This window comes from Paraburkholderia sp. Ac-20340, from assembly GCF_017104965.1.
In the GTDB taxonomy this organism is placed as follows: Bacteria; Pseudomonadota; Gammaproteobacteria; order Burkholderiales; family Burkholderiaceae; genus Paraburkholderia.
In genome coordinates this window covers 1-21,356 of the sequence record NZ_JAAGPR010000020.1, presented here as the reverse complement: position 1 = coordinate 21,356, position 21,356 = coordinate 1, and the positions used below count along the sequence as shown (strand labels likewise).

The window sequence follows — 21,356 nt, the reverse complement described above, 5'->3', positions numbered from 1 at the left end:
ATGACCGACGCATTCCTGCAAATCCAGCGCCTGCGCAAGACCTACGACGACGTGGTCGCCATCGACAGCGTGTCGCTCGACATCCGCAAAGGCGAATTCATGACCTTCCTCGGGCCGTCCGGTTCGGGCAAGAGCACCACGCTGTATATCGTCGCGGGCTTCCAGGAGCCGACCGAAGGGCGCGTGCTGCTCGACGGCAAGCCGCTGCTTGCGGTCGCGCCCAACAAGCGCAACATCGGCATGGTGTTCCAGCGCTATACGCTGTTTCCGCATTTGACGGTGGGCGAGAACGTGGCGTTTCCGCTGCGCGTGCGCCGCCGTCCGGAGTCCGAAGTAAAAGCGAAGGTCGAGAAGATGCTGGCGCTCGTGCATCTGTCCGAATGCCGCGACCGTATGCCGGCGCAGCTTTCGGGCGGCCAGCAGCAGCGCGTGGCGATTGCGCGCGCGCTCGCCTACGATCCGCCTGTGCTGCTGATGGACGAACCGCTTTCGGCGCTCGATAAGAAACTGCGCGAGGAAATTCAACTCGAACTGCGCCGCATTCACCAGGAAACCGGCGTGACAATTCTCTATGTCACGCACGATCAGGAAGAAGCGCTGCGTTTGTCGGATCGCATTGCCGTGTTCAACAAAGGGCGGATCGAGCAGGTGGGTACCGGCGAAGAACTCTACGCGAACCCGGCTTCGCGTTTCGTCGCGGGCTTTATCGGCAACTCGAACTTCCTGCCGGTGCGCGTGACGGCGAGCCGCGATGGTCTTGCCAATGGCGTATTCCCGAATGGTCTTGAACTCGCGTGCGGCAACTTCAATCCGGCGCTGAGCGCCGGTGACGACGGCACGCTGATGATTCGCCCCGAGCAGATGCGTTTGAGCGCGCAGCGCGACGGTACGGCAGCAGGCCTGCCCGTGACGGTACGCGACATCACCTATCTGGGCGACGCGATGCACTATGCGGTGGCTACGCCGTGGTCGCAGGAAATTTCGATTCGCCTGCCGGCGGCGCAGCGTCACGATAGCGGTCTCGCGATTGGCACGCAGGCCGTCGTGGAATGGGACGCGCACGACACGCGCCTTTTTGCGCACGCATGATGATGAGCGACGCGGCACAAACAGCGCTTTCTTCCCCGGCAGCGTCGTTGCGGGTCGAACGGCCCACGGCGACGCTGCGCGAACTCACCTTGCAGAAGATGCGCGCGGCGATTCTCGACGCTCATTTCGCGCCGGGCGAGCGGCTGGTCGAGCGCACGCTTTGCGAGGAACTGGGCGTGAGCCGCTCGGTGGTGCGCGAAGTGCTGCGGCACCTGGAGACCGAAGGCCTCGTCGATACGCTGCCGAATCAAGGGCCGATCGTCGCGCGTCTGGATGCCAGCACGGCGGCGCAGATCTACGAGATTCGCGCGCTGGTGGAAGGCGATGCGGCCAGGTCGTGCGCCTTGCGCGGCGACGCCGCAACGGTCGAAAAACTGGCCGCCTGCGTGACCCGCATCGAACGCGCCTTCGCCGCGCACGATCACACGGCCGTGCGCGAACTCACGGCGCATTTCTACGAGCAGATGTTCGATAGCGGCGCGCGTTCGGTGGCGTGGGAAATCGTGCAGAGTCTGAACGCGCGCATCGACCGTTTGCGTGCGCTGACGATTGCTTCCGACGATCGCGGCCGTCAGGCCGTGGCGGAAATGAACGGCATCGTCGCGGCGATCCGCGCGCGCGATGGCGAGCGCGCCAGAGCAGCGGCGACGGCACATGTCATGCGCGTCGCCGAGATTGCGGCTGCCTTGCTGCCCGCCTGAGTTTTTTCAGGCGGGCAGCGGTCCTGCTTACTTCGCGACCGGCATGGTGAATTCCGCGCCCTTTTCGGTGCTTTCCGGCCAGCGCTGCATGATCGACTTCTGCTTCGTGTAGAAGCGCACGCCTTCTTCGCCATACGCGTGCATATCGCCGAACAGGCTGCGCTTCCAGCCGCCGAAGCCGTGCCACGCCATCGGCACCGGAATCGGCACGTTGATGCCTACCATGCCCACTTCGATCTGGCGGCCGAACTCGCGCGCCACGTTGCCGTCACGCGTGAAGCAGGCCACGCCGTTGCCGAACTCGTGATCGTTGATCAGTTGCACGGCTTGCGCGAAGTCGTCCACGCGCACGCAGGCCAGCACCGGGCCGAAGATTTCTTCCTTGTAGATGCGCATTTCCGGCGTGACGTTGTCGAACAGCGTGCCGCCCGTGAAGAAGCCTTCTTCGTGACCCGGCACCTTCAGGCCGCGTCCGTCGACGACCAGCGTCGCGCCTTCTTCCACGCCGGTGGCGATATAGCCTTCGATGCGCTCCAGCGCCTGGCGCGTGACGATCGGGCCCATTTCGGCATCGGCTTCCATGCCGTTCTTGATCTTCAGCGTGCGGGCGCGTTCGGCCAGACGCGGCACGATCTTGTCGGCGACATCGCCCACCAGCACGGCCACCGAAATCGCCATGCAGCGCTCGCCCGCCGAACCGTAACCGGCGCCGATCAGCGCGTCGATGGTCTGCTCGATATCCGCATCGGGCATCACGACCATATGGTTCTTCGCGCCGCCCAGCGCCTGCACGCGCTTGCCGTGCTTCGCGCCGGTCTCGTAGATGTAGTTGGCGATCGGCGTGGAACCGACGAAGCTCACGGCCTTCACGTCGCGGTGCACGAGCAGCGCATCGACCACGGTCTTGTCGCCCTGCACGACGTTGAACACGCCATCGGGCAGACCGGCTTCCTTGAGCAGACGCGCCATGAACAGCGACGCCGACGGATCGCGCTCGCTCGGCTTGAGGATGAACGTGCAGCCGGCGGCTAGGGCAACCGGGAACATCCAGCACGGCACCATGCAGGGGAAGTTGAACGGCGTGATGCCGGCCACCACGCCCAGCGGCTGGCGCACGGTCCAGTTGTCCATGCCGGTCGAAACCTGCTCCGTGTAATCGCCCTTGAGCAGTTGCGGAATGCCGCAGGCAAATTCGATCACGTCGATACCGCGCGCGACTTCGCCTTGCGCATCGGCGAATACCTTGCCGTGTTCGGCGGTGATGATGGCGGCCAGTTCGTCCTTGTGGCGGTTCATCAGTTCGAGGAAGCGCAGCATGACGCGCGCGCGGCGGATCGGCGGCGTGTCGCGCCAGGCCGGGAACGCGGCTTTCGCGCTCGCCACGGCGGCGTCGACGTCCGCGACTTCGCCCAGCACCAGACGGCGCGCGGCCGCGCCCGTGGCCGGGTTGAAGATCGCCTGGGTACGGTCGCCCGTGCCGCGTTCGGTCTTGCCGCCGATAAAGTGCACGACGTCTGCGGAATCGGTAAAGGCCTGCATGTCATCTCCTCGCCAGTGGTTGAGTTCGGGTGAAGCGGTTTGAATCGCGTTGAGTCGCATTGAGTCGCGTGATTGCGATCGATGACGGCCAGTGTACGAAGCCTGCGCGGCGCTGCAAAGGCGCTGCGGCTGAATTGATTGTTTTCGATGGTGAACAATCACCCGTGGAAACCCTGAAAGATGCCGATCCAGGGTGCTATCATCGGCGCCATCGTGGACGCCCGGAAACCCTTATGGATACGCAGAAAGCCGAATCGCTCTGGACCCATCTGCACTGGCTCAATGTGCTGGCGAATCTGGGCAGCTATACGGCGGCGGCCACGCGGCTGGGCGTGAGCAAGGCGGCCATGAGCCAGCGCATTGCGGAGCTTGAGCGCGTGGCGGGCGTGGCGCTGGTGCAGCGCACCACGCGCAGCGTGCGCTTTACCGAAGCCGGGCAGCGGCTCGTGGAGGAAACGCGCGGCGAATTCGAGCGCATCGCCGCGAGTTTCGCCGGCGTGCGCGAAATGGCCGATGTCGCGCGCGGCACGGTGCGCGTGACGGCGCCGGTCGCTTTTGCGCGTCAGCAATTGGTGCCGCATCTCGCGCAGTTTGCTCGCGCGCATCCCGAAGTGCGCGTGCAACTGGAAATGTCCGACCGCCTCACGTCGATTGCGAGCGAAGGCTTCGATCTGGCGATCCGGCACAGCGCGCAGGTGCCGGAAACCCACGTGGCGTGGAAGCTCTGCGATACACGCTCGGTGATCGTCGCCACGCGCACGTATCTGAAGCAGCGCGGCACGCCGCAAACGCCCGCCGATCTCGCGCAGCACGATTGCCTGTTTTATCCGCGTGCATTGGGTTCCGGCGCGTGGTCGTTCGAGAAAGCCGGCCGCCGCGCCGAGAATCCGCGCGTGAATGTCACGGTGAACGGGCCGTTTTCGGCCAATAACAGCGAAGCGCTGCGCGACGCCGCGCTCGAACATCTGGGCATCGCCTTGCTGCCGGACTTCAGCGCGCAGGCCGCCTTGCAGGCCGGCAAACTGGTCGTGCTGCTGCCCAACTGGCGGCCGGTGGGCGCGTTCGCTTCGCAGTTGCATGTCGTGCGCCCGTATGGGGCGCACGTGCCGCGCGCGGTGTCGAGCTTCGCGGAATTTCTGCGTCAGACCTTCAAGGCAGGCTTTCCGCTGGAGTGAGTCGCGCGCCCGACCACGAAATGCATCACGTCGGTGCGGCCTTCGTCGAAGGCCGCTTCGCAATACGCAAAGTAAAGCCGCCAGATGCGGATGAAAGCTTCATCGAAACCTTGCTCGCGCACTTTATCGAGCTGCGCTTCGAAGGCCGCGCGCCACAGGCGCAAGGTGTGCGCGTAATCGCGGCCAAACGCGAAGGTTGCGCGCGCATCGAGTCCCGCGCGTTGCGCTGCCGTCGCGAACTGGCCGGGACTCGGCAACATGCCGCCCGGAAAGATCGTTTCGCGGATAAAGTCGCTCGACGCGCGATAGTGCTCGAATTGCCCGTCGCCGATGGTGATCGACTGGATCAGCGCGCGTGCGCCGGGCTTGAGACAGCGCGCGAGCGTGGCGAAATAGGCCGGCCAGAAGGCTTCGCCAACGGCTTCGAACATTTCGATCGAAACGATCGCATCGTATTGGCCTTGCGCGTCGCGGTAATCGCAAAGCTCGACGCGCGCACGCTCGCCTTGCGCCGAGGCCATCACGCGTTCGACCGCGATGGCGTACTGCGCCTGCGAAATGGTGAGCGCGCGCACGCGGATGCCCTGGCGCGCCGCGTGAATCGCGAAACCGCCCCAGCCGCAGCCGATCTCCAGCACCTCCATGCCGGGCCGCAGCCCGAGCGTGTCGATCACGCGCTGATATTTCGCGGCCTGCGCATCGGCGAGCGGGCGTTGCAGATCGCCGTCGAAACAGGCGCTCGAATACGTCCACGTGCGGTCGAGCCAGAGCGCGTAGAAAGGGTTGCCCAGATCGTAATGCGCGTGGATGTTCTGGCGGCTGCCTTCGCGCGTGTTGGCGCGCAGCCGGTGCCGCAAGGCGAACCACAGGCGCGCGAGCGTGCCGCCATGCACGGTCGCGGCCACGGCGGCTTCGTTGCGGATCGCGAGCCGCAGCAGCGCGACCAGATCGGGCGAATCGACCCATTGTTCCCGCAGCGCCTGCGCAAAGCCGATATCGCCTGCCCGCAAGATCACGGCACAGGCGCGCCCGTCGTGCAGATGCAGCGCCGCGCCTGGCTCGTCGTGCAGATCGCCGAACACGTGGCGGTTGCCGTCGGGCGTCGTCAGCGTGAGGTGGCCGTGGCGGATGCGGCGCAGCAGCGCCATAAAGAGCCGCGACGACACCGGCGCGGCAAGCCGCGAAGCAAGCGGAACCGGTTTATCGGCAAAGCCGGGCAGGCGCAGCAGATGCAGCAGGGTCATGGGCGGGCCTCGTGGTGGGGAAGCGGCGCGCGTGCGCCGGGTGCCTTACCGTGGAAGGGCACGCGCTTGAGCCAGAGGCGCAGCGCTTGCCAGTGAATGCGCAGCAGGACGTTCGCCGCATTGGCGGGCGCGCGCAGCAGCGCGGCCCACGCGCGCGGCGCGGTGAGCGGCGCGGCGTGCATGGCCAGCGCGGTGCGTAGTAAAAGGCCATCGGCATCGTGATAGTCGATGCGAACCGCCAGCGTGCGATCGCGCTGGATCACGCGAAACGCGTACTCGCCTTCGACGCGGCAAAACGGCGAAACATGAAAGACCTTGCGGCAGACCAGCGCCGTTTTCGCGTCGATGGCGGCGTGTTCCGGCGCGCTCAGCAGATAGCCGTGATGCGCGCCGAAGGTGTTGCGCACATCGGCGTAAAGCGCGCGCAGACTGCCCGCACGGTCGTAGCAATACCAGAAGCTCACCGGATTGAACGCATGGCCGAACAGGCGCGGAATGGTCTGCAGCCAGATCGGGCCATCGGCGGGAATGCCGACTGTCGATAGTTGCGCGCGCATCCATGGCGCGAGTGCGCTGCCGTCGCGCGGACCGTAATCGCGCGTGGCGAGCGCGAACACGCGCCATCGATCGACGCCGAACCACCACGACGCCAGCGTATCGAGCCGGTCGAGATCGCAGCAGATCTGAAACAGCGGATACGCGAACGCGTGGCGCACGGGCCGCAGTCGTTCGTGGACCACGCGGCCGGTGAGCAGCAGCGCGGCGTGGCCGGTGCGCAGCGCGTTCATAGCTTCGCCCACGCCGGCGTGACGCCGAAGTCGCGCGCAACCCGCAGCGCGGATTTCAGGCCATCTTCGTGAAAGCCATAACCCGTCCACGCGCCCGCGAACCAGGTACGGCGGCGGCCCTGCAAGGCGGGCAGACGTTGCTGCGCGTCGATGGCGGCGAGATCCAGCAACGGGTGCTCGTACTCGTAGCGGCCGAGCAGCGTGTGCGGCGCGGGCGCGTCCACCGCGTTGAGCGTGACGATCACCGGCGTGCGAAACGGCAGCGGCTGCAACTGGTTGATCAGGTAGCTCACGCACACGGGCTGATCGCCGCCGTGCGCCAGCGCACTGCGGCTCAGATAGTTCCACGCCGACCACACGCGGCGACGGCGCGGCAGCAGCGCCGTATCGGTATGCAGCAGCGCGATGTTGCGCTGATAGCGCACGGCGCCCAGCGTGGCGCGTTCCTGCGCATCGGCGTCGGCCAGCAAGGCGAGGCTGGTGGGCGCGTGGCTGGCGAGCACCACGGCGTCGAAGCGTTCGTGGCCCGCATCGTCCGTCACGACGGTCACGCCTTCGGCGGCGTTGGCGTGGCGCTGGATCGCGCGCACCGGCGTGGAAAGCCGCACATCGTCGAGCGCGCCGGCCATCCGCGTCACATACTCGCGCGAACCGCCCGCGACGGTCTTCCACTGCGGACGCTGGTTCACCTGCAGCAACGCATGGTTGATGCAAAAGCGCAGGAAGGTGGCGGCGGGAAAACGCAGGACGTCGGCGGCGGCGCTGGACCAGATGGCGGCGGCCATCGGCAATAGGTAGTGACGCTGGAACGGCGCGCCGTAGCCGCCTGCCAGCAGCAGTTCGCCCACGGAAAGACGCTCGCGGCGCGCGGCTTCGTAGTTGCTTTCGGCGGCGGCGTTAAAGCGCAGGATGTCGCGCAGCATGCCGATAAAGCTCGGCGAAAACAGATTGCGGCGCTGCGCGAAGACCGTGTTCAGGCTCGTGCCGGCCCATTCGAGCGCGCCTTTGTCCACCGATACCGAAAACGACATCTCGCTGTCATGCGTGGCCACGCCGAGTTCCTCGAACAGCGCGACGAGGTTCGGATAGGTGCGGTCGTTGAAGACAAGGAACCCGGTATCGACAGGATGCTGCACGCCGTCGAGTTCGACATCCACGGTATGCGCGTGGCCGCCGGGATAACCGGCGGCTTCGAACAGCGTCACGCGATGACGCCGCGCCAGCAGCCACGCGCTCGCCAGCCCGGCCACCCCCGCGCCGACCACGGCCACACGCTGGCCGGGCGGCAAGGCGGCGGGTTCATCGAACATCGTTTGCGTGGCGTGCATGGTTGCGGCCTCCCTGATTGTGCTTTGTCGTTTTTTCTTGTCGATGTGCGGACCGGTGTTGCTGGCTTTCCCTTTCACTGCCTGGTTTGGTCCCTGTTGAATCGATATACGCAGCGCGCGCCGTATCGGATGCAAGCTAGCCGCGTTTGCGCATCAGCACGTGCGCGACGCCCCATTCCTGGCCGCGCGCATAGCCGAACAGTTCGGCCACCGCCATGTAGAACATGCGCCAGCGTTGCAGCGCGACGCCTGCATCGCCGCTTGCTGCGAGCATCGCCAGCGCCTGTTCGCGTGCCGCATCGAGCGACGCGAGCCAGTGGTTCGCGGTGCGCTCGTAATGCCGGCCGTCGATCCACCATTGGCGCGTGACGCGGAGATCGTCCTGAAAACGCAGCAGCAAATCGGCCGAAGGCATCGTGCCGCCGGTGAAGAAGTGGCGCGTCATCCAGTCGCTGCCGTCGCGCGAAACGAAGTGGTACGCCAGCAGCCGATGCGCGAAGTGATGCACGAACAGTTGCCCGTCGTCGGCGAGCCAGCGGGCGATCTTCGCGAGCAGCAGACCGTAGTGCTTCATGTGCTCGAACATTTCGACCGAGACGATGCGGTCGAACGTTTCGCCGGGCGCGAATTCGAAACTCGCCACATCGCCGGTGACGATGCGCAGGTTGCTCAGACCGCGTTCGGCCGCACGCTGTTCGATGAAGGCGCGCTGCCCCTGCGAATTCGACAACCCGACGATCTGCGCACGCGGAAAGCGCTGCGCCAGCCACAGCGAAAGCGCGCCCCAGCCGCAACCGAGGTCGAGGATGCGCTGGCCATCCGCGATGCCGGCGCGCTGCGCGTAGAGCGCGAGCATGCCGTCCTGGGCCTGGGCGAGCGTTTCGTCGCCGCGCGGATAGTAGCCGCACGAGTACTTGAGCCGCGCGCCCAGATGCGCCTCGAAGAAGCTTGCGGGCACTTCGTAGTGCTGGGCGTTGGCGGCGTGCGTTTCCACGGCGATCGGGCTGGCGCGCAGCGAGGCGACCAGCGTTTCGAAGGCTTCGGCGCGGCGTTCGCCGTCGTTGGCGTGTTCGTCGGCGAGGCGCTGGCGGATCAGCGTGCGCATGCCCGCGCGGATCAGCCAGTCGGGCAGCCAGCCGCGCTCGCAGCAGCGGATCGGCCAGCTTTCCTGCCCGGACGCGGTGGGTGGCGGCGCAGTGGCGCGGCCTTGCGGGCTCGTGGTGGCGGTCATGGGTGAGGTCTCCTCTCGCTGTGATCGCGATGATGGTGGGTGTGGTCCGCATGATCGGCATGGTTGCCGCGCGGCGGCCATGGAATGAACGCGCTGGTCGTGCGCATGTACTCGCCGTAGCCCGCGCGGCTTTGCATCAGCCGCGCTTCGAGGATCGGCACGCCCGACACCTTGAGCAGCAGCCAGGCCATCGCGCAGGGCGGCAGCAGCGTGGCCCAGCCCCACGGCAGGCCGATTGACCAGAGCGTGTACGCGCACCAGTGCAGCGATTCGAAGAAGTAGTTCGGATGCCGCGAGTAGCGCCACCAGCCGCTGGTGCAGACGCGGCCACGGTTGGCGGGATCGGCGATATGACGGCGTAACTGGCGGTCGGCGGCGGACTCGCCCATCACAGCCGCGAAGCCCAGCGCCAGGGCGGCGACCACGAGCGGAATCGCGGGCGTGGCGGCGCTCCATGCGGGCACAAAGAAGGCGATCGACAGCAGCATCGAGGCGACCGCCTGCAGCAGGTAGAAGCCCAGCATGCGCGGCGCGGCGGCCGCGCCCCACGACGCGCGCAGGGCGGCGTAGCGTGCGTCTTCGGGCTGACCGTGATTGCGCCGCCAGAGGTGGAGCGCGAGACGCGCGCCCCACGCGCCGCCGCCCAGCGCAACGGCGACGCGATTCAGCCCGGCGCCGGGGCCGACCGCCGCCGCGAACAGGGCGACGAGGCCGAGCGTTGCCGCCCAGAGCGGATCGATCATGCCCGCGTTGCGCGTGCGCAGTTGCACGAGCCACGCAACGCCAAAGGCGATCACGAGCGCGGCAAAGGCGAGGGCGAACGCGGCAGCGAAGGGCATGCGGACTCCGTTAGCGGGTCGATAACGGAGATACGGGCGAGGCGCGCGAACGGATGCAGACGAATCGGAAAATCGCGTCAAACCACGCGACTTTCGTCAGAGATGAGTGAGTGAGCGCTAACTTGTGAGGTCGATCAAGCCGCGCTCTTCATCGGGCCGGTTGCCACCACCGGGCCGGTCGGCTGGCCGGTGGGCGATCCGCCCGGCGGCTCGATCGACACGGCCAGCACCGCGCCCGCGCTGACGTGAGCGACCACTTCGGCAGGCATCGGCATGCTGGCGGGTGTATCGGCGGGGAAGACGCCCAGCGGCATCGGCTTTTCTCCGGGCGCGATCAGCCAGAGTTCGGTGGCGCGTCCGGCGGCGATGGTCGGCTTCGCCGCAGGCACGACGACGATGTCGCGGCGGCGCAGATCGACGGTGACGGTCCAGTGGGCGACGCCGTCCGGGCGGGCGATCGTCGCGACCATGTAGGGCGTCGCGCTCGCCACCGTGGTGGTGCCGGGCGTACCGGCCGGTGCGCGCAGCCAGACCAGATTGACCGCGGCCAGCGCCAGCGCGGCCATGCTCGCGCCGATCCCCACGAAACGCCACAGCCGCAGATCGTTCCACCAGCCGGATGCCGCGCCGCCCGCGCGAGTGGGCAAAAAGCCCAGATCGCGCTCGATGCGCGTCCAGACGCGCGCGGGCGCGGCGATGGGCGCGAGATCCTCGGCCAGCGGCGCGAAACGTTGTTCCCAGCGGGCGAGCGTGGCGGCGAGATCGGCGTCGGTGCGGGCGGCCTGTTCCAGCGCCTGGCGCCCGGCGGCGTCGAGCACGCCCAGCGCGTATTCGGCGCAGAGCAGTTCGGGATCGTGGTCGGCGGGCGTGCTCATCGCTCGAGGCAGGTCTTGAGTTGCATCAGGCTGCGCCGTATCCAGCTTTTCAGCGTGCCCAGCGGCACGCTCAACTGGGCGGCCAGTTCGCTATAGGTCGCGCCGCTGAAGAAGGCCTCGCGCACCGCGCGATGCTGCTGCGGAGCGAGTTGTTCGAGGCAGTGTTCGAGGCGGCGCCGTTCTTCGCTGGCTTCGGCGAGCGCGGCGGGCGTCGGGTGATCGTCGGCGAGATCGAGTTCGCTGTCCTCGGCGAGCGGCGTTTCGCGATGCTGGCGCAAGCGGTCGATCGTGCGGTTGCGCGCCAGCGTGACCAGCCAGGTCATCGCGCCGCCGCGCGCGGGGTCGAACAGGTCGGCGCGCCGCCAGGCGGTGGTGAAGACGTCCTGAAGCAGGTCTTCGGCTTCGGCGCGGTCGTGGACCATGCGCACGATGGCCGCGAAGACGCGCGCGGACGCGAGCCGGTAAAGCTCCGCGAACGCCGCCTGATCGCCCTGGCCCACGCGGGCGAGCAACTGGTTCAGGTGCGCGCGGCGCGCGGCTTCGTCGGTGTTCTCTGCCTTGCCAGACGTATCGGTCATGCGCATGTGGGGGCGTCCAGCGCCCGCGCTGAAGGTACTGAAAGGACGGAAGGGTCTGACGGAATATAGCATCGCCAGCGCCAGGCGAGGCAGCAAGGGGTGCAGCGGCAGCGGGCTGGGAGTCATGGCGGGCGAAGTGGCGCGGACGGTGGACTTGAGCGATATACGGGCGCAAAGCGCTGCCGGACGCATCCGCGAGCCGGTAAATCGACGAGTTTTGTACCGCAATGTATCTGCGCTGCGGTTGGAAAAACTCGCTTGCAATAAGCGGGGGGTGCGGAAACAACCCAGATACGTGCGAGGCGCCAAATACGTTCAACGCAAGGTTGCAGCGAAACAGAAACAGCGCAGCCGGGCGTCAGGAAGTGCAAGTGAAGCGCAGAACCTTTAACGAAGCCCCTCATTGTTATCGACTGGAGAAAATCATGAACCTCGTTCGTTCCCTCGTTGCCGCCGCCGTCGTCGTTGCCGCTGCCGTGCCCGCCGTTTCGTTCGCGCAGGATCACACGATCACCCGCGCCGAAGTGCGCGCCGAACTCGTCCAGCTTCAGCAGGCCGGCTATCAGCCTGCCAGCGACAACAACCAGTACCCCGCGAACCTGCAAGCCGCGCTCTCGCGCATCGCCGCGAACCAGCAAGGCGCGAACGCCGCTTACGGCGGCAGCGCGAACGGCAGTTCGGAATCGGCAGCGCCGCTTGCACGTGTCTCGCACGTCGGCCACCCCGCCGCCGATCCGCAGGACGTGCCCGGCCTCGAACCGATCTACGCCCACTCGTAATGCAGCGCACCTGCCGTCGCGAGGCGCTGGATTGAACCCCGCCTCGCGACACCTCGAACAACAACAACTTTTTTCTGCCAGGAGTGATTCGATGACCCGCTTTCTTCGCCGGACCCTTGCGAGCGCGCTGATGCTCGGTTCCCTGTTCGCCTTGCCCGCTGCCCATGCGGCGCAGCAGGCCGCCCAGAGCGCGTCGTCCGCCGGGCTGCAGGGCAAGAACGTCGTGCTGGTGCACGGTGCTTTCGCCGACGGTTCGAGCTGGGACAAGGTGATCGCGCTGCTGCAGGCGCGTGGCCTGCATGTGGTGGCGGTGCAGAATCCGCTCGATTCGCTCGCGGGTGATGTGGCCGCGACGAAGCGTGTGATCGATGCGCAACAAGGCCCCGTGGTGCTGGTGGGCCATTCGTGGGCTGGCGTGGTCGTGAGCGAAGCGGGCAACGACGACAAGGTCAAGGCGCTGGTCTACGTGGCCGCCTTCGCGCCGGATAACGGTCAATCGATCAGCGATATCACGAAGGGACTGCCGCCGCCCGTCTGGGCCGATCAGTTGAAAAAGGATTCCGCTGGCTATCTCACGCTCTCGACCCAGGGTGTGATCGACGATTTCGCGCAGGATCTGCCGCTCGCGCAGCGCAAGCTGATTGCCGCGACGCAGGCGCCGTGGTTCGCGGGTTGTATCGACGAAAAGGTGACGCAGGCCGCGTGGCACGACAAGCCGTCGTTCTTCGTGATTCCGCAGCAGGACCGCATGATCGACCCGCAACTTCAGGCTCGGATGGCCGCGCATATCGGCGCACAGGTGACGAAGGTGAATGCGAGCCATGTGGCGCTGGTGAGCCAGCCGCAAGCCGTGGCCGATGCGATTATCGAGGCGGCGCGCAAGGCGCAATGACGACGCGGCGGGAGGCGTAGGCGAGCGGATACATCCGGTTGCAGAACTCACAATCCTGGGGTCAACAACGCGATAAGCCGCCGCGTTGAGCGGATAGACGGCATCGTGCCGTCACCGCAGACTTCAGGGAGAACCACCATGCGCCGCTTGCCCGTTTATTTCGCCGCTCTTGCCACGCTCACGCTCGCTTTTGCAGGCAATGCGTCGGCCGCTTCCTATTCGCACTGGGATGCCACGCATCCGCGTCGTGTGGAAGTGAATCATCGTCTCGCGCATCAGGACCGCCGGATTCACCAGGAAGTCCGCGAAGGCGAAATGTCCCACGCGCAAGCCGCGCGTTTGCATCGCGATGATCGCCAGATTCGCGGTGAAGAACGCATGATGGCCAGCCAGAACAACGGCCATATCACGCACGCCGAAGACCGCGCGCTGAATCAGCAGGAGAATCACGTGAGCCGTCAGATCGGCCAGTGATCTTGTGATGCTGCATGAAAAAAAGCGGCTGGGTGGAGTGATCCGCCCAGCCGCTTTTCAACATTTAATATGACGCGTCGCGTGCCATTGCGTGGCAAAGCGAAACGATGGACGTCACTCTTCGTCAGCCAGTTTCTCGATGGAAATGCCCAGTTCGCTCGCCATGCGTTCCACCAGCATCTGCAGGCGCGCGACTTCATCGGCGAGACGTTGCTGTTCGGCGCGCAGCGACTCGTAATCGGCATTCGAAATACCCGAAGCGCTCGATACGCCCGCGCCCGAGTCATCGCTTTCGTAGCTCGCCACGCTCACTTCGCCGCATAGCAGATGCATCCAGCGGTTCTCGCGCGCGCCCGGTGCACGCGGCAGCTTGATGACGAGCGGCGGCTCGCGCTCGGCCAGTTCGGCGAGAAACGCCTCGACCGAAGAGACATCGGCGAAACCATGCAGCCGCGCCGAATTCAGGCGCAATTCGGCCGCGGTCTGCGCGCCGCGCAACAGCAGTACGGTCAGCAAGGCCACGGCTTGCGTGGGAATACCCAGCACGCGATTGAGGTTATGTTCGAAACGCGGCACGCGGCTGCTGCTGCCTTCGAAGACGAGGCTCAGATGTTTCAGATCTTCGATGGCGCTCAGCACTTCGGCCTCGCTGACATTCATGACAGGCGCGCGTGCCGTCTTCTGGTTGCAGCCCGACGTGAGCGAATTGAGCGACAGCGGGTACGTATCCGGTACGGTGTGCTGCTTCTCGATCAGCACGCCGACGATGCGCGCCTCCAGCGGGGTGAGCGCACGCAGCGCGCGGGGCGAGGAGGCTTCGGCAGGGGTGTTCATAAGCGCTCAGGCGGAGTTTTCACGGGTTTCGATCATACCCGCTCATCGCGCCGTTGCGCAGGGCCGACGCCTTGATTGCCAGCGGCCGCCGATATTAGTGGTTTTTACCCAATAAGTAATAAAGCCAATTGCATACCGGTTTTAAGCAGCCGAAATTTGCGATTTTGACGATATAAAACCTTCTGCATAGAGATTAACGCTTATTGCACTGCACAATATCACCGCCTACACTGCACGAGTCGCCTGGAGTTTCGAACGCGCTTCGAAACATTTTTCGAAAAGGAGGGCGTGTCGTGAGCGCATCCCAATCGCCAATATTGCATTCGGCCCTAAAGTTGCACGTCTTCGAACAGGAAGGCGGCTGGCACTGGGGTATTACCATTCCGCGCGCCGTCGGTGGCGGCTTCAAGGTCATCGCCTATAGCGAAACCACGTTTTCCGGCGAGACCGAAGCCCGCCGGGACGGCGGTCGCGCGCTAGACAATATGCCGGGCGCGGCCGAGGCTTCGTTTGCCTGCTGACATCGTTCAAAGGCCGCGCGGCGCTCAGCGCGCGCGGCCTTCGCCTTATCGCTGGTCTATCGCCGCTTCATTCGACTTTTTCCTTCACTTCCAGCCCCCAGAAACGCGCTTCACCCGCGCTCGCATCGCTGGCATAGAACTTGTCCTGCCATGACGCATTCGGGCGCAGGCCGGTCCATTCGTGCGGCGACGTCAGATGGGACGGACCGCCGATGGTCGCGTCGCTGGCCTTCGCGTTCTTGCGCTTCGCAGGCGGCGCCATGTTGTGACGCCACCAGAAGTGATTGAACACGGCGATTGCATTGACCGCGTAGGCAATCGCCAGATCGCGATCGTTTTCGATGATGATGAGATTGTCGTCGTTGACCGTAGCGGCTTTCACGCCCGCGTTGTGCGAGCCGGTCATGACCACCGGATGATCGCCGAGCGGATCGATCACGATGATCTTGCTATGCACGACCACGATGCCCACACGCCCGAGATAATCGAGGATCGGCGCGCCTTTCTGGTGTTGCGTGGCGGGCAGCACGATATCGTAATTCGAAGGCACGGCTTCGGTGCCGTGCAGAAACCCCACGGCCGTCGTGTCGCCCGCATGCGCGTGAATCGTGGGATCGGTATTGACCACGCCGCGAATATAGAGCCCCGCGTCGGCTTCGGCCTGCTCGCGAATGTCCTGCAGCAGACTGCCTTGCCAGCCCGGATCGAGCATTAGCGTGAGAATGCCGGATTTCGCGTTCTGGATCAGCGAACGCGCGTAAGCGAGATCCGGTGAATTCGCGCCGATCGACTTCGGCAGATGCGGGCTGAAAAATACCGATGTCGTCTGCTTGCCGTGTTTGAACGTGTTGACCTGCGTATCGGAGGCGGGCGGCGGCGTGCGGAAATCGGCTTCGCGCAGGCGCTGCCATTCGGCCAGATACGCCGCGGCGATTTGCGCGTCGTTCACCAGCAGGCCGTTATTCACCTGCGTATAAAGGCCGTGCGGCGTCCAGTTCGTGCTGCCGGTCCAGACCTTTTGCGCCTTGCCGTGCTGATCGGCTGCGCCGCCCGTGACGAACACGGCGAACTTGTTGTGCGCGTAGACACCCGACGGTTTGAGAATACGGCGCGACAGATCGACCTTGCCCGTTAGCGCGGCGGCGGCACTGGCGTTTTCGTCGGTGCCTTTTTCGTGCGTGCCGTTGGCGAGCACGAGGTGGCAGCGCTGGCCGAGTTGCGCGAGACGCGCGATCAGATCGCTATCGGAAAGCTCGAACAACACCAGATAGAGATGCATGTTCTCGGTCTGATGCGCTTCGTCGAGCAGCGCGTGCATCTGCTTGACGAGCTCGCCGCCCAGTTCGTCGCCGATGGTGGGCTTCGGTCTGGCGTGGGCGAGCGCGGGAATCGCCTCGGCGGGCAGCGGCAGTTGCAGCACGGTTTCCAGTGCCTGCGTGGCGATATCGGGGTCGTTGCTCGCGTTGTTTTCGTCGTTTTCGTTGTTTTCGGTGTTGGTGTGCTTCGGTGCGAGCGCGGTGCGCAGCGCTGCGAATTGATCGGGATAGACCTCGGCGCATTTCGCAAACCAGCGCGCACCGACAATGCCGACGTTGAAAAACGGCTGATACGTTTTCGGTTGCGGTGTGGCCGGTTCGAACCACGGCGATTGAATATCGCTTTCGGTGGGCTTCGACGTTTTGCCTGTCATCGCCACCACGCTGTATTCGACCTTGCCGGTCGCGGGCACTTCGAAATCGGTCCACGTGAAGCGCTGATATGGCCAGAGCGTCGAGGGTTTTGCTTCCGCGTTGGATTGCACGGCATGCTGCGTCGAAAAGCCCACGTAGGCGTTCAGCGGCGTGGCGTTCTTGCCATCGACGCGGCGCAGGACGGCGTAGCCGAGACAATCGGCAATCGCGCTTTCGTGCCACCACGCGAGGAAAACACTGTCGGTGCCGCGATACGCCTGCAATTCGATGTCGCTCATGATGACGGGTTCCTGTGGAAAGGCATGGGACGAAGCAGCGAGGCACATTCGATGCACGCCGCGCGCGCGGGCGGCGCAAAGGAATGAACGGGATCAAGCGAGACGGGCGGCCCGCAGGAAATCGATGCGGACGCCGGGGAAGTGCGTTGAATTCTAGGCGACGTTCAACGCTTCAATATGATCTTTCGGTGACAGGTACGCGTGTGGCATGCGCTGGCGCAAGCAACGTGATTATCGGATCGCGCGCGCAATCAGCATGCCGCCCGCAGCGATACTCGCGATGCCAGCCAGACGCACGAGCGGCTGGCGCGCCGATGCGATGCGCTCGATGGCAATCGCTGCGCTCACGATCAACGTTGCGTGGCGATCCATCACGCCGGTGGCGAGCAGCACCGCCATCCAGTTGCTGCAGCACAGCCCGCAGCGCAGGGCGAGGCGCGTGCCTTCGCGCATCGCATCGACTACGTTTGCCGGCGACGCATGATGGCAGGCGCGCAGCGAGTGGCAGCAGGCGAGGCGCCTGGTTTTCCAGGATGTGCATTGAAGCACGCCCGCGATCAATACCACGACGCCTGCCGCGAGCGGCGCTGCGCGAGCGAGTGCCGGCAGGTGCACAGCGAGCGACGCCAATGCAGCGCCCAGCGGAAAAAGTACGCTGCCTGCGAGCAGCCACACCGAGAAGTAACCGGCCGCGCCCGATATGATTAGCAATCCAGATTGAATGTCTGGCGATTCACGCTCGTGCCAAAGCATCGGCGCGAGCGCGGGCAACATCATCGCAGGCATCATCGTGGCCCACATCGATATGAACGATGCGGCGGTTTGCAGCCACGTGCGTCCGCACAGCGGCAGCCACGCGGCGGACAGCGTCCAGCCGCCCGGCATGGGCGTGCCGCTCATCGCGGACATGGACGTGTAGCGCAGCACCGTGGCCGCCGCGCTGGCCGCGAACAGCAGCACGACCACGGCGGCGAAAATCATCTGCGCTCTGGCGATGCGGACCATGATGAACCTCATTTCGGGCGATATTCGTCGTGACGCTTCCACCAGATGCCGGTCTCGTTGCGCCCGCGCGGCGCGCGATCGAGCCATTGATACATGCCCCAGATCGCGTCGAGCCCGCGTGCGTAGGTCGAATACGTGTGCCAGATAGCGCCGTCTTCGCGCACGAAGGCGCTCAGGCCTGGCCGGTCGCGTGCGTAGGTGGCGGCGTCGGTGCCGCAGCTGGCGGCGAATTCGGCGACGGGCGCTGGGGGCGGATCGGCGTCCATCGCGTGCTGGCCGCGCGCATAGTTGTATTCGACATCGCCTGTGCGCTGCTGCTCGGCGGTAAATGAAACGTTGAAATCGAAATTGAAGTCGTTGCCTTGCGACGAAGCCCACGGGAAATGCCAGCCCATGCGTTCGCGGTAAGCCAGCAGTTTGGCGAGCGGCGCGCGCGAAACCGCCATCAGCGTGACGTCGTGCTGGGCCAGATGCGCGACATTGCCGTCGAAGCCATCGGCGAGCGCCGAGCAGGACGGGCAACCCGCCGCGTAATCCGGGCCGAACATGAAGTGATAGACGAGCAGTTGCGAGCGCCCGGCGAAGAGATCGGCGAGCGTGGCGCGGCCTTGCTCGGTATCGAAGGCGTAGTCTTTATCGACGCGCACCCAGGGCAGCGCCTGGCGCTGCTGGGCCAGCGCGTCGCTGCGGCGCGTGAGGTCTTTTTCGGCTTCGAGCAAATCGAGCCTGGCGGCGAGCCATTGCTCGCGGGTGCCGGTTGCGTGGCGGGTTGCGTTCCTGCTTACGTCCTTGGTTGCGTCCTTGGTCATGATGTGCTCCTTGAGATGGCGCCCGCGCCCGTTTACAGGGACGTGCGGGCAAGTGGTCGAGGGCGGATTGCGGTTTTAGATTAGGCTGGGATCGTCGCGCACCGGGAGTGACAAATGTGTCGGGAATGGCATCGGGAATCGAGGCTGATAAGGGTCATGCATGGACTCGCTGATTACCGCCGCGGCGCGCGCACTCGCCGCCGGTGACGCGCTGGGCGCGCTGAACCGCGTGGCCTTGCGCGACGACGCGCCCGCGCTTGCGCTGCGCGGCATCGCCATGGCGCAACTGGGCGACCTGGAGCGCGCGAAAGCGCTTTTGCGCAGTGCCGCACGCGCATTTGGCGTGCGCGAAGCGGTGGCCCGCGCGCGCTGCATCGTCGCTGAAGCCGAGGTGGCGTTCGCATCGCGCGATCTGGGCTGGCCGGAAGCCACGCTCGATGCAGCGCGACAGACGCTCGAAGCGCACGGCGACGCACTCAACGCGGCGCATGCGCGCCATCTGGCGATTCGCCGCCTGCTGTTGATCGGCCGTCTGGATGAAGCAGAAACACAACTCGCCGACATGGACCCCGAACCGCTGCCGCCTGCGCTGCGTGCATCGCATGAATTGATCGCGGCGGGGATTGCGATGCGGCGCATCCGGGCGCAGGCGGCGCGCACCGCATTGGCACAGGCCGCGCGAGCCGTGCGCGCGGCGGGCATCGCGCCGCTGGCCGCCGAAGTCGCGCGGGCGGCGCAACTACTCGAAGCGCCAGCGGCGCGCCTGATCGCACGCGGCGAGGAGCGGCCGCTGCTGCTTGGCGAAGTCGAAACGCTGCTGGCCTCGAACGCGCTGGTGATCGACGCCTGCCGCTACGCCGTGCGCGAAGCCGCGAACGCGGTGCCGCTCGCGCGCCGGCCGATTCTGTTCGTGCTGGTGCGCGCCCTCGCCGAAGCGTGGCCCGGCGACGTGTCGCGCGACGCGCTGATCGCGCGCGCCTTTCGCATGAAGCATGCGGATGAAACGCATCGGGCGCGCTTACGCGTGGAGATCGGGCGGCTGCGTGCGTTGCTCGACGGCATTGCCGGCATTCGTGCAACTGCGCGGGGATTCGCGCTCGATCCGCATGGCGCGACTGACGTGGTGGTGCTGGCGCGGCCGGTTGAAGAGCCGCACGCTGCCGTGCTGGCGCTGCTCGCCGATGGCGAAGCGTGGTCGAGTTCGGCGCTTGCGCTGGCGTTGGGCGCGAGCCAGCGCACGGTGCAGCGCGCGCTCGATGCGCTGGCGGCCGCGCGCAAGGTGCAGCCGGTGGGCGTGGGACGCGCGCGGCGCTGGACCATGCCGCCGTTGCCGGGATTCGCGACGGCCTTGTTACTCCCCGCGCCGCTGCCAGGCGAGCAGGATGAGCGCATGAACCGACCTGCAAGGAGCACACGATGAAGCATTCCACGGCAACAATCATCCGCGAATATGGACCTTTCGAGGGCGTCGAGCAGGTGGGCGGCGTCACCTGGGATGGGAGCCGCGTGTGGTTCGCGGCGGGTGACAGGCTGGCATCGCTCGATCCTGAGAGTGGTCAGACGCAGGGTTCCATCGATGTGCCTGCGCATGCGGGGACGGCGTTTGATGGGCAGCATCTGTTTCAGATCGCCGAGGCGCAGATTCATAAGATCGATCCGCAGACTGGGCAGGTGCTGGCGACGATTCCGGCGCCTGGCGGCGGGGGCGATTCCGGGCTTGCGTGGGCGGAGGGGACGTTATGGGTGGGGGAGTATCGGGCGCGCAAGATTCATCAGATCGATCCTGAGAGTGGGGTGGTGCTGCGGACGCTGGAGTCGAGCCGGTTTGTTACCGGGGTGACGTGGGTGGATGGGGAGTTGTGGCACGGCACCTGGGAGGGCGATGAGAGCGATCTTCGAAGGATCGATGCGCAGACTGGGAAGGTTCTGGAGCGGCTTGAGATGCCTGAGGGGACGGCGGTTTCCGGGCTGGAGTCGGATGGTGGGGAGCGGTTTTTTTGTGGTGGGGGTGGGAGTGGGAAGATACGGGTGGTTAGGAGGGGGTGAGGGTGGTGGTTTTGGGGTTTGGGTTTTTTGTTGGCATTTCCTTGTGGTCGTGTCGGTCTATTAGCGTTGCCCCTGTGCGGGGCGGCACCTACTTTTCTTTGCAGCGGCAAAGAAAAGTAGGCAAAAGAAAGCCGCTCACACCGCCAATATGACGCAGTCCACAACCAGCCTTACACGGGGAATGGTATAGGGGCGTCCAGCATCTCGCGCCTTCAAAGCCAGTGACAAAGCCGTCATACATCCCGTTGCTCGCTGCGCGCGCAACGGTTGGGTTTGCGAGGGAAACCAGCAAACCTTCGGTTTGCGTTATGCCCCTCGGGGCGCGTAGCGCCCCCGGGTGGGCGGGCGCCTTGTCACTCAGTGGTATGGCGCGAGGGACCGGATGCTCCTATACCTTTCCCCCTAAAAGGCGGTTTGTGGACTGCGTCATTCTGGCGTTTGTAGCGGCTTTCTTTTGCCTACTTTTCTTTGCCGCTGTGTATGGACTGGAGACATAGGTAACAGGTGTGCGGGGACATGGGTAACACTTCGGACAAGTGAATCGTCTGGAGCCGGCCATGCCGTGGAACCCGAGAGACACCATGAATCTGCGTCTGGAATTTGTTCATCTGGCTTTGCAGGAAGGCGCTAACCGGCGCGA

The 21,356-nt window shown here is 65.4% G+C and carries 21 protein-coding genes; 9 read left to right on the top strand and 12 right to left on the bottom strand.

The features are described 5' to 3' along the window. Entirely contained in the window at window positions 1-1,089 is a 1,089-nt protein-coding gene (locus G3N59_RS22915; RefSeq protein ID WP_205985076.1) for an ABC transporter ATP-binding protein, read from the top strand. Further along, window positions 1,086-1,790 carry a GntR family transcriptional regulator gene (locus G3N59_RS22910; RefSeq protein WP_241023834.1) on the top strand — a complete coding sequence of 235 codons (705 nt, stop codon included), beginning with the start codon at window positions 1,086-1,088 and terminating at the stop codon, window positions 1,788-1,790. Before G3N59_RS22915 ends, G3N59_RS22910 begins: the two co-directional genes overlap by 4 nt. Before the next feature lie 27 nt (window positions 1,791-1,817). On the opposite strand, the gene G3N59_RS22905 is transcribed toward G3N59_RS22910, so the two are convergent. Further along, the gene (locus tag G3N59_RS22905) at window positions 1,818-3,329 is read right to left on the bottom strand and encodes a CoA-acylating methylmalonate-semialdehyde dehydrogenase (RefSeq protein WP_205985075.1); all 1,512 of its coding nucleotides are present in this window, start codon (window positions 3,327-3,329) and stop codon (window positions 1,818-1,820) included. A gap of 233 nt (window positions 3,330-3,562) precedes the next feature. Here G3N59_RS22905 and G3N59_RS22900 point away from each other — a divergent pair, with 233 nt between their 5' ends. Further along, the gene (locus G3N59_RS22900; protein ID WP_205985074.1) at window positions 3,563-4,504 is read left to right on the top strand and encodes a LysR family transcriptional regulator; all 942 of its coding nucleotides are present in this window, start codon (window positions 3,563-3,565) and stop codon (window positions 4,502-4,504) included. On the opposite strand, the gene G3N59_RS22895 is transcribed toward G3N59_RS22900, so the two are convergent. From G3N59_RS22895 to G3N59_RS22865, 7 genes are all read right to left on the bottom strand, one after another. Next, window positions 4,471-5,748 carry a cyclopropane-fatty-acyl-phospholipid synthase family protein gene (locus G3N59_RS22895; protein WP_205985073.1) on the bottom strand — a complete coding sequence of 426 codons (1,278 nt, stop codon included), beginning with the start codon at window positions 5,746-5,748 and terminating at the stop codon, window positions 4,471-4,473. The genes G3N59_RS22900 and G3N59_RS22895 overlap by 34 nt on opposite strands. Then, the gene (locus G3N59_RS22890) at window positions 5,745-6,536 is read right to left on the bottom strand and encodes a DUF1365 domain-containing protein (RefSeq protein ID WP_205985072.1); all 792 of its coding nucleotides are present in this window, start codon (window positions 6,534-6,536) and stop codon (window positions 5,745-5,747) included. The genes G3N59_RS22895 and G3N59_RS22890 overlap by 4 nt, the downstream gene beginning before the upstream one ends. Further along, window positions 6,533-7,846, bottom strand: coding sequence for an FAD-dependent oxidoreductase (locus tag G3N59_RS22885; protein ID WP_205985169.1), 1,314 nt, complete (start codon window positions 7,844-7,846; stop codon window positions 6,533-6,535). Before G3N59_RS22885 ends, G3N59_RS22890 begins: the two co-directional genes overlap by 4 nt. A gap of 154 nt (window positions 7,847-8,000) precedes the next feature. Then, on the bottom strand, window positions 8,001-9,095 hold the full coding sequence (locus G3N59_RS22880) for a cyclopropane-fatty-acyl-phospholipid synthase family protein (RefSeq protein WP_205985071.1): 1,095 nt from the start codon (window positions 9,093-9,095) through the stop codon (window positions 8,001-8,003). After that, the gene (locus tag G3N59_RS22875; protein ID WP_205985070.1) at window positions 9,092-9,934 is read right to left on the bottom strand and encodes a DUF1295 domain-containing protein; all 843 of its coding nucleotides are present in this window, start codon (window positions 9,932-9,934) and stop codon (window positions 9,092-9,094) included. The genes G3N59_RS22880 and G3N59_RS22875 overlap by 4 nt, the downstream gene beginning before the upstream one ends. 134 nt (window positions 9,935-10,068) lie before the next feature. Continuing rightward, window positions 10,069-10,809: an anti-sigma factor gene (locus tag G3N59_RS22870; RefSeq protein WP_205985069.1), complete on the bottom strand. Its 741-nt coding sequence runs from the start codon at window positions 10,807-10,809 to the stop codon at window positions 10,069-10,071. Continuing rightward, complete coding sequence (locus tag G3N59_RS22865; RefSeq protein ID WP_205985068.1) at window positions 10,806-11,387, bottom strand: sigma-70 family RNA polymerase sigma factor; 582 nt, start codon at window positions 11,385-11,387, stop codon at window positions 10,806-10,808. Before G3N59_RS22865 ends, G3N59_RS22870 begins: the two co-directional genes overlap by 4 nt. A gap of 425 nt (window positions 11,388-11,812) precedes the next feature. Between G3N59_RS22865 and G3N59_RS22860 the strand changes: the two genes are divergently transcribed. The 3 genes from G3N59_RS22860 (at window position 11,813) to G3N59_RS22850 (ending at window position 13,532) form a co-directional block, all read left to right on the top strand. Next, window positions 11,813-12,166: a DUF4148 domain-containing protein gene (locus G3N59_RS22860; protein ID WP_205985067.1), complete on the top strand. Its 354-nt coding sequence runs from the start codon at window positions 11,813-11,815 to the stop codon at window positions 12,164-12,166. A gap of 91 nt (window positions 12,167-12,257) precedes the next feature. Then, window positions 12,258-13,058 carry an alpha/beta hydrolase gene (locus G3N59_RS22855; protein WP_205985066.1) on the top strand — a complete coding sequence of 267 codons (801 nt, stop codon included), beginning with the start codon at window positions 12,258-12,260 and terminating at the stop codon, window positions 13,056-13,058. A gap of 138 nt (window positions 13,059-13,196) precedes the next feature. Further along, window positions 13,197-13,532, top strand: a complete 336-nt coding sequence (locus G3N59_RS22850; RefSeq protein WP_205985065.1) for a hypothetical protein — start codon at window positions 13,197-13,199, stop codon at window positions 13,530-13,532. Between the two features lie 114 nt (window positions 13,533-13,646). Here G3N59_RS22850 and G3N59_RS22845 read toward each other — a convergent pair whose 3' ends face one another. After that, window positions 13,647-14,366: a YceH family protein gene (locus G3N59_RS22845; RefSeq protein ID WP_205985064.1), complete on the bottom strand. Its 720-nt coding sequence runs from the start codon at window positions 14,364-14,366 to the stop codon at window positions 13,647-13,649. A 293-nt stretch (window positions 14,367-14,659) separates the two neighbouring features. Between G3N59_RS22845 and G3N59_RS22840 the strand changes: the two genes are divergently transcribed. Continuing rightward, window positions 14,660-14,887, top strand: a complete 228-nt coding sequence (locus G3N59_RS22840) for a hypothetical protein (protein WP_321816365.1) — start codon at window positions 14,660-14,662, stop codon at window positions 14,885-14,887. A gap of 67 nt (window positions 14,888-14,954) precedes the next feature. Here G3N59_RS22840 and G3N59_RS22835 read toward each other — a convergent pair whose 3' ends face one another. From G3N59_RS22835 to G3N59_RS22825, 3 genes are all read right to left on the bottom strand, one after another. After that, window positions 14,955-16,856, bottom strand: coding sequence for a phospholipase D-like domain-containing protein (locus tag G3N59_RS22835; RefSeq protein WP_205985063.1), 1,902 nt, complete (start codon window positions 16,854-16,856; stop codon window positions 14,955-14,957). A 231-nt stretch (window positions 16,857-17,087) separates the two neighbouring features. Next, on the bottom strand, window positions 17,088-17,861 hold the full coding sequence (locus tag G3N59_RS22830) for a DUF2182 domain-containing protein (RefSeq protein WP_205985062.1): 774 nt from the start codon (window positions 17,859-17,861) through the stop codon (window positions 17,088-17,090). Window positions 17,862-17,869: 8 nt separating this feature from the next. Then, window positions 17,870-18,670, bottom strand: a complete 801-nt coding sequence (locus tag G3N59_RS22825) for a DUF899 domain-containing protein (RefSeq protein ID WP_205985061.1) — start codon at window positions 18,668-18,670, stop codon at window positions 17,870-17,872. 160 nt (window positions 18,671-18,830) lie between these two features. On the opposite strand from G3N59_RS22825, the gene G3N59_RS22820 reads away from it, so the two are divergent. Together G3N59_RS22820 and G3N59_RS22815 are read left to right on the top strand one after the other, a co-directional pair. Beyond that, window positions 18,831-20,090 carry a helix-turn-helix domain-containing protein gene (locus tag G3N59_RS22820; protein WP_205985060.1) on the top strand — a complete coding sequence of 420 codons (1,260 nt, stop codon included), beginning with the start codon at window positions 18,831-18,833 and terminating at the stop codon, window positions 20,088-20,090. After that, entirely contained in the window at window positions 20,087-20,716 is a 630-nt protein-coding gene (locus tag G3N59_RS22815; RefSeq protein WP_205985059.1) for a PQQ-binding-like beta-propeller repeat protein, read from the top strand. The genes G3N59_RS22820 and G3N59_RS22815 overlap by 4 nt, the downstream gene beginning before the upstream one ends. Window positions 20,717-21,356: the final 640 nt, after the last annotated feature.

Bases quoted from the DNA above. Each gene is read 5' to 3' on its own strand.
- G3N59_RS22830 (WP_205985062.1), bottom strand. From the start codon at position 17,861: ATGGTCCGCATCGCCAGAGCGCAGATGATTTTCGCCGCCGTGGTCGTG.
- G3N59_RS22910 (WP_241023834.1), top strand. From the start codon at position 1,086: ATGATGATGAGCGACGCGGCACAAACAGCGCTTTCTTCCCCGGCAGCG.
- G3N59_RS22900 (WP_205985074.1), top strand. From the start codon at position 3,563: ATGGATACGCAGAAAGCCGAATCGCTCTGGACCCATCTGCACTGGCTC.
- G3N59_RS22905 (WP_205985075.1), bottom strand. From the start codon at position 3,329: ATGCAGGCCTTTACCGATTCCGCAGACGTCGTGCACTTTATCGGCGGC.
- G3N59_RS22855 (WP_205985066.1), top strand. From the start codon at position 12,258: ATGACCCGCTTTCTTCGCCGGACCCTTGCGAGCGCGCTGATGCTCGGT.
- G3N59_RS22820 (WP_205985060.1), top strand. From the start codon at position 18,831: ATGGACTCGCTGATTACCGCCGCGGCGCGCGCACTCGCCGCCGGTGAC.
- G3N59_RS22825 (WP_205985061.1), bottom strand. From the start codon at position 18,670: ATGACCAAGGACGCAACCAAGGACGTAAGCAGGAACGCAACCCGCCAC.
- G3N59_RS22860 (WP_205985067.1), top strand. From the start codon at position 11,813: ATGAACCTCGTTCGTTCCCTCGTTGCCGCCGCCGTCGTCGTTGCCGCT.
- G3N59_RS22815 (WP_205985059.1), top strand. From the start codon at position 20,087: ATGAAGCATTCCACGGCAACAATCATCCGCGAATATGGACCTTTCGAG.
- G3N59_RS22845 (WP_205985064.1), bottom strand. From the start codon at position 14,366: ATGAACACCCCTGCCGAAGCCTCCTCGCCCCGCGCGCTGCGTGCGCTC.
- G3N59_RS22895 (WP_205985073.1), bottom strand. From the start codon at position 5,748: ATGACCCTGCTGCATCTGCTGCGCCTGCCCGGCTTTGCCGATAAACCG.
- G3N59_RS22880 (WP_205985071.1), bottom strand. From the start codon at position 9,095: ATGACCGCCACCACGAGCCCGCAAGGCCGCGCCACTGCGCCGCCACCC.
- G3N59_RS22870 (WP_205985069.1), bottom strand. From the start codon at position 10,809: ATGAGCACGCCCGCCGACCACGATCCCGAACTGCTCTGCGCCGAATAC.
- G3N59_RS22865 (WP_205985068.1), bottom strand. From the start codon at position 11,387: ATGACCGATACGTCTGGCAAGGCAGAGAACACCGACGAAGCCGCGCGC.
- G3N59_RS22915 (WP_205985076.1), top strand. From the start codon at position 1: ATGACCGACGCATTCCTGCAAATCCAGCGCCTGCGCAAGACCTACGAC.
- G3N59_RS22875 (WP_205985070.1), bottom strand. From the start codon at position 9,934: ATGCCCTTCGCTGCCGCGTTCGCCCTCGCCTTTGCCGCGCTCGTGATC.
- G3N59_RS22835 (WP_205985063.1), bottom strand. From the start codon at position 16,856: ATGAGCGACATCGAATTGCAGGCGTATCGCGGCACCGACAGTGTTTTC.
- G3N59_RS22890 (WP_205985072.1), bottom strand. From the start codon at position 6,536: ATGAACGCGCTGCGCACCGGCCACGCCGCGCTGCTGCTCACCGGCCGC.
- G3N59_RS22885 (WP_205985169.1), bottom strand. From the start codon at position 7,846: ATGTTCGATGAACCCGCCGCCTTGCCGCCCGGCCAGCGTGTGGCCGTG.
- G3N59_RS22850 (WP_205985065.1), top strand. From the start codon at position 13,197: ATGCGCCGCTTGCCCGTTTATTTCGCCGCTCTTGCCACGCTCACGCTC.